Raw genomic sequence first — 7,964 nt, forward strand, 5'->3', positions numbered from 1 at the left:
GTGTCCTGCGACGGTGGTCCACCCGAGCCGCGAGCGGGCCGCCTGGGACGTCCGGTGAAGGGTGCACGACCAGCCATGACGAGCGAGATCAACGGACTGCCGCCGAAGTTCGCGATGCTCGGCCTCACCTTCGACGACGTACTGCTGCTCCCCGCGGAGTCCGACGTCGTGCCGAGTGCGGTCGACACGAGCACCCAGCTCTCGCGCCGGGTGCGGATCAGGGTTCCCCTGGTGTCGTCGCCGATGGACACCGTGACCGAGGCGCGGATGGCGATCGCCATGGCCCGCGCCGGCGGCCTCGGCGTGCTGCACCGCAACCTCTCCGCCGAGGAGCAGGCCACGCAGGTCGAGGTGGTGAAGCGCTCCGAGGCCGGCATGGTGACCGACCCGGTGACCTGCTCGCCCGACGCGACGCTGGCCGAGGTCGACGCGCTGTGCGGCAAGTACCGCATCTCCGGCCTCCCGGTGACCGACGCCGAGGGCAAGCTGGTCGGGATCATCACCAACCGGGACATGCGCTTCGAGGTCGACCACCAGCGCCCGGTGCACGAGGTGATGACGAGGGCCCCGCTGATCACCGCGCGGGTCGGCGTCACCGCGGAGGCGGCCCTCGGCCTGCTGCGCCGGCACAAGCTCGAGAAGCTCCCGATCATCGACGGCGACGGCGTGCTCCGCGGCCTGATCACGATCAAGGACTTCAACAAGACCGAGAAGTACCCGCTGGCCACCAAGGACCCGGACGGGCGGCTGGTCGTCGGCGCCGCGGTGGGCGTCGGCGAGGACGCGTACGCCCGGGCGATGGGCCTGGTCGACGCCGGGGTGGACGTGCTGATGGTCGACACCGCGCACGGGCACTCCCGGCGGGTGCTGGAGACCGTCGCGAAGCTGCGCGCCGAGGTCGGCGAGTCGGTCGACGTCGTCGGCGGCAACGTGGCGACCTACGCCGGGGCCCAGGCCCTGGTCGAGGCCGGGGCGGACGCGGTGAAGGTCGGCGTCGGGCCGGGCTCCATCTGCACCACCCGCGTGGTCGCCGGCGTCGGCGCCCCGCAGATCACCGCGGTGTACGAGGCCGCGCGCGCCTGCGCGCCCGCCGGTGTCCCGGTGATCGCCGACGGCGGCATCCAGTACTCCGGCGACATCTCGAAGGCCATCGCGGCCGGCGCCTCCACGGTGATGCTCGGCAGCCTGCTGGCCGGCACCGCGGAGTCGCCCGGCGAGCTGATCTTCGTCGGCGGCAAGCAGTTCAAGACCTACCGCGGGATGGGCTCGCTCGGCGCCATGCAGTCGCGCGGCAGCGCCAAGTCCTACTCCAAGGACCGCTACGCCCAGGACGACGTGCTCAGCGAGGACAAGCTCGTCCCCGAGGGCATCGAGGGGCGGATCCCGTTCCGCGGCCCCCTGCAGTCCGTGGTGCACCAGCTCGTCGGCGGCCTGCGGTCCGGAATGGGCTACGCGGGCGCGCAGACCATCCCGGAGCTCCAGCAGGCCCAGCTGGTCCGGATCACGGCCGCCGGGCTCAAGGAGAGCCACCCGCACGACATCACCATGACCGTGGAGGCCCCGAACTACGCCGCTCGCTGACCCGTCGGCTCGCTCCTCTACGCTGGTCACCCGTGCGGGACCTCGTGGAGATCGGGATGGGCCGGGAGGCCCGTCGTGCCTACGACCTGAACCAGGTCGAGATCGTGCCGTCGCGGCGGACGCGGAGCTCGCAGGAGGTCTCGACCGCCTGGCAGCTCGACGCGTACCGGTTCGAGATCCCGCTCGTCACGCACCCGACGGACGCGGTGGTCTCGCCGGCCACCGCGGTCGCGATCGGCAAGCTCGGCGGGATGTCGGTGCTCAACGCCGAGGGTCTCTGGGCCCGGCACGCCGACGCCCAGGGCGCGATCGCCCGGGTCGTGGAGGCGGCCGACTCGGACGACCCGAGCGCCGCGGTCCGGATGCTGCAGGAGCTGCACGCGGCCCCGATCCAGGAGGACCTGCTCGCCGAGGCCCTGCGGACGGTCCGGGACGCGGGCGTCACGGTCGCGGCGCGGGTCAGCCCGCAGCGGGCCCGCGAGCTCACCCCGGCGCTGCTCGCCGGCGGCGTCGAGATCCTGGTCGTGCAGGGCACGATCATCTCCGCCGAGCACGTGAGCAAGGGTGAGCCGCTCAATCTCAAGGACTTCATCAACTCGCTCGACGTGCCGGTGGTCGCCGGCGGCGTGGGCGACTACCGCACCGCGATGCACCTCATGCGCACCGGCGCGGCCGGCGTGATCGTCGGGTACGGGGAGTCGAGCGCCACCACCACGGACGAGGTGCTGGGCATCGGCGTCCCGATGGCGACCGCGCTGGTCGACGCGGCCGCGGCGCGCCGCGACTACCTCGACGAGACCGGCGGCCGGTACGTGCACGTGATCGCCGACGGCGGCATCAACGGCTCCGGTGACGTCGCCAAGGCCATCGCCTGCGGGGCGGACGCGGTGATGCTCGGCGAGCAGCTCGCCGACTCGGCCGACGCCCCGGCGGACGGGCTCTACTGGACCTCCGCCGCCGCGCACCCGTCGCTGCCGCGCTCGGACGTCACGGGCTTCGCCCCGTCGGACCGGACGCTGGAGCAGGTGCTGTTCGGGCCGTCGTCCACGCCGTACGGCACCGTCGACATCTTCGGCGCGCTGCGCCGGGCGATGGCGAAGACGGGCTACTCGGATCTCAAGGAGTTCCAGCGGGTGGGGCTGACCGTCCGGGCCTGATCCGGCGGGGTCGGCCGTCGGCCAGCCGCGCCTCGAGGTAGTCGCGCAGCGCCACGGCGTTGTTGTGCTCGCGGTCCCGGGTGCTGTAGAGCAGGGTCAGGGTGCCGGACCGCGCGGCGTCGACGAGCGGCCGCCAGGCCTCGGGGTGCTCGTCGAGCTCGGCGAAGTAGCGGCGGCGGAACTCCGCCCAGCGCTCCGGGTCGTGGCCGAACCACTTCCGGAGCTCGGAGCTGGGGGCGACGTCCTTCGCCCACCCGTCCATCTGCAGGTCGTCGCGGCGGACGCCCCGCGGCCACAGCCGTTCCACCAGGTAGGACCGGCCCTCGTGGCGCTCGTGGTCGTGGACGCGCGACAGCACGATGGTTCCCATGGCCTCCTCCACGGCCGGCGGTGGCGCGCCCACGGGTGGACAGCGCGCCGGGCAGCACGGTGGACAGGATGGGGGCGGGACGGGCCCGCGGTCGAGCCCGTCGTCCGGTCCGGTGGCGCGGCGACCGGGCGGAAGCGCCCACCCGAAACTCCGATCGGGCTCGCCGAACCGGACAGGACCTGTCAGGGTTCGGCCCTACCGTCCCGGTATGACCACCTCCTGGCAGGAGTTCGAGAAGGTCGCGCCGCGGATCGCGGAGATCTTCCGCCGCCGGCACGCCGCGACCGGCAACCTGTGCTTCCTGGGCACGCTGCGACCGGACGGCTTCCCACGGATCTGCCCGATGGAGCCGCGGTTCTTCGAGGACCGGCTCTGGCTCGTCGGCATGCCGGACACCGCGAAGTTCCGCGACCTCGAGCGGGACCCGCGTTTCACGCTGCACACCGCGACGGTCGACACCCAGGTGTCGGACGGCGACGCCAAGGTCTGGGGCACGGTCGAGGACGTGCAGGACGAGGACCTGCACGCCCGGTTCGCCGACCACCTGTTCGCCGAGACCGGCCTCGACCTGCGCGGGCGGCGCTTCGACCGGTTCCTCGGCGCCCGGCTCGTCGGGGCGTCGGCGGTCGAGGTGAGCGGCGGGCACCTCGACGTCACGGTCTGGCGCGCGGGCGGCCAGGAGAAGGTGGTCCGCAAGCACTGACCCGCACCGGCCGACGTCGGGCACGGTCGGCGCGAACGGGTGCGCCGGGTCGGAACCGGGCGCGCCTCGCCCCCCGGGGCGAGGCGCGCTCAGATCGTGGCGGTGTGCACGATGAGCAGCGGGAACAGCGGCGGCTGCTGCACCGCCCAGAAGATCCACTCGGTCTTGCGGGCCGGCGATCGCCAGCGCGGAGGACAGCGCGCCGATCCCCACGCCGAACACCCCGAGCAGGACCAGCCACACGATCACGTGCAGCGGGCGAACGGGATCGCGACGAGCGTGATGATCGAACGGCTGGCGGGTCAGGCCGGCACGTAGGCGGGTCGCGCGATGACGAGGTCGTGCACGAACCGCAGCTTGTCCAGCACGGTCGGGGCGAGCACGAAGGGGTAGAGGTCGGCGTGGCCCATCGCGCGGTTGACGGCGTTGAGCGCGTAGGTCAGCGGGAGCCAGGCCGCGATGACCGCGTCGAAGTCCTTCTCGGACTCGTGCGGCTCGGAGGTGAGGTCCTCGCGGGCGTCGAGCGGGCCCTGCACGCTGATCCCGAACGCCGCCGCGGTCTGCGAGGTGTCGCGGATGTGCAGGTAGTGCGCGAAGGTCTCGGCCCAGTCCTCCCACGGGTGCGCGGTGGCGTAGGCGCTGACGTACCGGTCCTCCCAGCCCGCGGGCGGGGCGGAGGAGTAGTGCCGTTCCAGGGCGTCGGCGTAGGACTCGCGCTCGTCGCCGAACAACGCACGGAACTCCTCGTTGCGCCCCGGCCGGTCGACCAGCACCTCCCAGTACCAGTGCCCGGTCTCGTGCCGCAGGTGCCCGAGCAGGGTGCGGTAGGGCTCGGCGAGCTGCACGCGCATCCGTTCCCGGTAGCCCGCGTCGCCCTCGGCGAGGTCGAGGGTGACGACGCCGCTCGCGTGCCCGGTCGTCACCGGCTCGTGGGCACTGGAGAGCAGGTCGAAGGCGAGCCCGCCGACCGGGTCCTCGTCCCTGCCGACGACGGGCAACGCCAGGTCGTCGAGCTGGTAGAGCAGCCGCCGCTTGGCCTGCTCGGTGAGGGCGAAGGCGGCCAGCCCGTCGGTGTCGTCGTCGGCGGGGCGGGTCCGGGTGAGGGCGCAGCAGTCGCACAACGCGCCGGGTGCGTCGGCGAACCAGTTGCACGTGGCGGTCCGCCGGTTCGCGCACCGGTGCCGGCCCTCCGCCCGCACGATCGTCCGCTCCGCACGGGAGAAGCCGATCTCCGTGCCGCAGGTGAGGCAGACCGAGTTCTCGAAGAACACCAGGGCGGAGCAGTGGGGGCAGGCGAACGCGCGCACGGGGCTCGTTACCCGGTCCCGTCCGGCGCCACACGCTCGAGATCCACCGCCACGGCCATCGTGCTGCGCGCCGAGTCCGCGAAGAGCACGCCCTTGAGCGGGGGCACGTCGCCGTAGTCGCGGCCGTGCGCGAGCACGACGTAGGAGTCGTCGACCACCCGGTCGTTGGTCGGGTCGAGGTCGAGCCACCCGTCGCCGGTCCAGACGGAGAACCAGGCGTGCGAGGCGTCGACCCCGCGCAGCTTCGGCTTCCCGGGCGGCGGCCGGGTCTCCAGGTAGCCGCTGACGTACCGGGCGGGCAGCCCGCGGGTGCGCAACGCGGCCACCGCGAGGTGCGCGAAGTCCTGGCAGACGCCTTCGCCGCCGGTGAGCAGGTCGGTCACGGTGGAGCGGACCGTGGTCGCGCCGGTGACGTAGGCGAAGTCCGCGTGGATGCGCCGGCAGAGGTCGGCGGCGGCCTCGCCGAGCGGGCGCCCGGGCGGGAAGGAGGGCGCGGCGTAGTCGGCGACCTCCGGCTGGGCCGGCAGCCGCGGCGACGGCAGGGCGAAAGGCCGGGCGTCGACGTCCTTCCGGTCCCGGACCTCCTCCCAGGCGCGCAGCGCCGGTGGCACCACGGCCCGGGCGACCGTCACGGTGCTCTCCGCCAGCACGGTGAGCGCGCGGTGCGGGGTGCGGACGCAGAAGTACATGGAGCGGTTGCCGAGGGCGTCGACGTGCTCGCGCAGCTCGTCCGGCGCCGGGTGGACCACCATGCGGGCGTCGGTGCAGCGCTGGTCGGGCTGGGTGCGGGGGAGCAGGTGCGCCCGACCGAAGCTGGTGGTGACCTCGCCGGAGTACTCGTACGCGGTGCGGTGCGTGACGCGGTAGGTGGTCACGGCGCGGCCAGGACGTCGTAGGGATGCGGGCGGCGCTGCGGCGTGAAGTGCGCGGCCGCGATGTCTTCCGCGAGCCGGTCGAGATCCGCGCCGAGCCCGGCCAGCAGCGCGCGCAGGGCGGGGCGGGTGCCGTCTGCGGTGTCCCGCGCTGCGAGCGCGGCGGTGTCGGCGGCCGCGAGCCGGGCGCAGGCGGCGTCGAACGAGCCCGGGACGCCGCCGGGCAGGTGGGCGAGGTCGTCGGCGAGCCGGTCGAGCTGGTGGGCCACCGCGCGCGGGTTGTCCCGGTCGGCGAGCAGCAGGTCGAGCAGCGGGGCGATGCCGGGCCGGCCCGCGCTGCGCCGGCGGTGCGTGAGCACGCTCTCCGCCACGATCGTCACCGACTCGACCACCAGCCGGTCGGCCGGCCCGCGCGGGGCGTCGCCGAGCGTCGCGGCCAGCAGCGCGACGACGTGCTGGGCGCGCTCCACCCGCCGGCCCGCGTCGAGCAGCCGCCAGCCGGCGTCGCGGACCAGGCTCTCCGCCGTGGTGCCGGCCAGCGCGAGCAGGCCCTCGAGGACCCGGTTCAGCCCCTCGGACACCTCGCCCGCGTCGAGTTCGGTGTCGGGTTCGGTGTCGGGTCCGGTGTCGGACCAGGCGCGGGCCGCCAGGCGCCGCAGCACGATGTCGAGCCGTCCGAGCACGAGCCAGCTGTCGGTGGGGAGCTGCTCGCGCACGGCCTGCGCGGCCCGGATGAGCCGGTGCACCGCGAAGCCGAGGGTGCCGGGGCGGGTGCGGTCGTGGAGCAGGGACCGGAGCTCCGGGCCGGGGTCGTCGTCGGGCGGCAGGGCGGCGAAGCCGGGCGTCGTGCGGGTGATCTCGGAGGTGGCGACGAGCAGGGCCCGCAGCGCGCCGGCGCCCGCCGGCTCGGGGGAGGTGCGGAAGTCCGCCCAGCGGTCCGTGACCGCGCGCAGCAGCCGGGCGGTGTCCTCGGCCCGCTCCGCGTAACGGCCGAGCCAGAACAGCTCTTCCGCCACCCGCGGGGAGACGCCGGCCGGTGCCGTCGACCCGCCGCCGGCCTCGTCCGGGGTCCCGGCGGTCGCCCGTTCGGGGCGCTCGCCGACCACCCAGACGTCCTTGGCCGGCGTGGGGCCGCCCGCGAGTGCCGGTGCGGCCGCGCCCAGCCCGCCGTCGAGCACCTCCCACCCCGCCCCGGAGGCGACGGCGAAGGTCCGCAGCGTCACCGGCCGCGACTCGGCGCCGGCGTCGGTGACGACGGGCGCGGTGGAGAGCACGACCTCCTGCTGCGCGGCCCACGCGTGCGGCTCCGCCCCGATGCGCGCGAGGAGCGCCGCCCGCCCGGCGGCGTCGAGGTCGGCGCCGCGCACCGGGGCGTGCCCCCGCGCGACGGGCGCGAGGACCAGCTCGCCGAGCCGGGCGCGGACGTGCGAGAGCGAGGCCGGGTCGCCGCACCACCAGGTCGGCACGCTCGGCAGCAGCAGGTCCTCACCGAGCAGCTCCCGGCACACCGCGGGCAGGAAGGGCAGCAGCCCGGGGTTCTCGGCGACCCCGGCACCCAGCCCGTTGAGCACGGTGACGGTGCCGAGCCGGGCGGCCTCGAGCAGGCCGGGCACGCCCAGCCGGGAGTCCGGGCGCAGGTCGAGGGGATCGCACCGGTCCGCGTCGAGCCGGCGGAGCACGACGTCGACCGGGTCGAGCCGGCCCAGGGAGTGCTGCCACAGCCGGCCGTCGCGCACGGTCAGCTCGGAGCCGAGGACCAGCGGCAACCCGAGCAACGACGACAGCATCGCCTGCTCGTAGGCCGTCTCCGAGTCCGGGCCGGGATGCAGCAGCACGATCCGCCGGTCGTCCCGGCCGGCCTGGAGGCCCGCCCGGACGGCCTCGAAGAAGGGGCCGAGCCGGCGGATCCGCGACCGGCGGTGCAGCGCGGACAGCACCCGCGCGACCACCCGGCGGTTCGCCATCGCGTACCCC

General features: G+C 74.8%; 8 protein-coding genes. 4 read left to right on the forward strand and 4 right to left on the reverse strand.

What is annotated here, in order from left to right; all coding sequences use genetic code 11:
• Positions 1 to 75 precede the first annotated feature (75 nt).
• Together guaB and LWC35_RS33875 are read left to right on the forward strand one after the other, a co-directional pair.
• Positions 76 to 1,581, forward strand: a complete 1,506-nt coding sequence (gene guaB / locus LWC35_RS33870; RefSeq protein WP_232874577.1) for an IMP dehydrogenase — start codon at positions 76 to 78, stop codon at positions 1,579 to 1,581.
• Between the two features lie 32 nt (positions 1,582 to 1,613).
• On the forward strand, positions 1,614 to 2,738 hold the full coding sequence (locus LWC35_RS33875; protein ID WP_232874578.1) for a GuaB3 family IMP dehydrogenase-related protein: 1,125 nt from the start codon (positions 1,614 to 1,616) through the stop codon (positions 2,736 to 2,738).
• Here the strand turns inward: LWC35_RS33875 and LWC35_RS33880 are convergent.
• A complete protein-coding gene (locus LWC35_RS33880) occupies positions 2,698 to 3,108 on the reverse strand; it encodes a DUF488 domain-containing protein (RefSeq protein ID WP_232874579.1) in 411 nt (136 codons plus the stop codon). The genes LWC35_RS33875 and LWC35_RS33880 overlap by 41 nt on opposite strands.
• A gap of 208 nt (positions 3,109 to 3,316) precedes the next feature.
• Between LWC35_RS33880 and LWC35_RS33885 the strand changes: the two genes are divergently transcribed.
• Together LWC35_RS33885 and LWC35_RS33890 are read left to right on the forward strand one after the other, a co-directional pair.
• Positions 3,317 to 3,811: a pyridoxamine 5'-phosphate oxidase family protein gene (locus LWC35_RS33885; protein WP_232874580.1), complete on the forward strand. Its 495-nt coding sequence runs from the start codon at positions 3,317 to 3,319 to the stop codon at positions 3,809 to 3,811.
• A 111-nt stretch (positions 3,812 to 3,922) separates the two neighbouring features.
• Positions 3,923 to 4,129: a hypothetical protein gene (locus LWC35_RS33890; RefSeq protein WP_232874581.1), complete on the forward strand. Its 207-nt coding sequence runs from the start codon at positions 3,923 to 3,925 to the stop codon at positions 4,127 to 4,129.
• Here the strand turns inward: LWC35_RS33890 and LWC35_RS33895 are convergent.
• The 3 genes from LWC35_RS33895 to LWC35_RS33905 form a co-directional block, all read right to left on the reverse strand.
• Positions 4,114 to 5,118 (reverse strand): zinc-binding metallopeptidase family protein, encoded by a 1,005-nt coding sequence (locus tag LWC35_RS33895; protein ID WP_232874582.1) that lies wholly within the window; start codon positions 5,116 to 5,118, stop codon positions 4,114 to 4,116. The two genes, LWC35_RS33890 and LWC35_RS33895, sit on opposite strands and share 16 nt — an antisense overlap.
• Positions 5,119 to 5,126: 8 nt before the next feature.
• The gene (locus tag LWC35_RS33900) at positions 5,127 to 5,993 is read right to left on the reverse strand and encodes a transglutaminase family protein (RefSeq protein WP_232874583.1); all 867 of its coding nucleotides are present in this window, start codon (positions 5,991 to 5,993) and stop codon (positions 5,127 to 5,129) included.
• Positions 5,990 to 7,964 (reverse strand): circularly permuted type 2 ATP-grasp protein (locus LWC35_RS33905; protein ID WP_232874584.1); only part of this gene is annotated, 1,975 nt, incomplete at its 5' end. The genes LWC35_RS33905 and LWC35_RS33900, both read right to left, overlap by 4 nt.

The organism is Pseudonocardia kujensis (assembly GCF_021283305.1).
GTDB lineage: Bacteria > Actinomycetota > Actinomycetes > Mycobacteriales > Pseudonocardiaceae > Pseudonocardia > Pseudonocardia kujensis.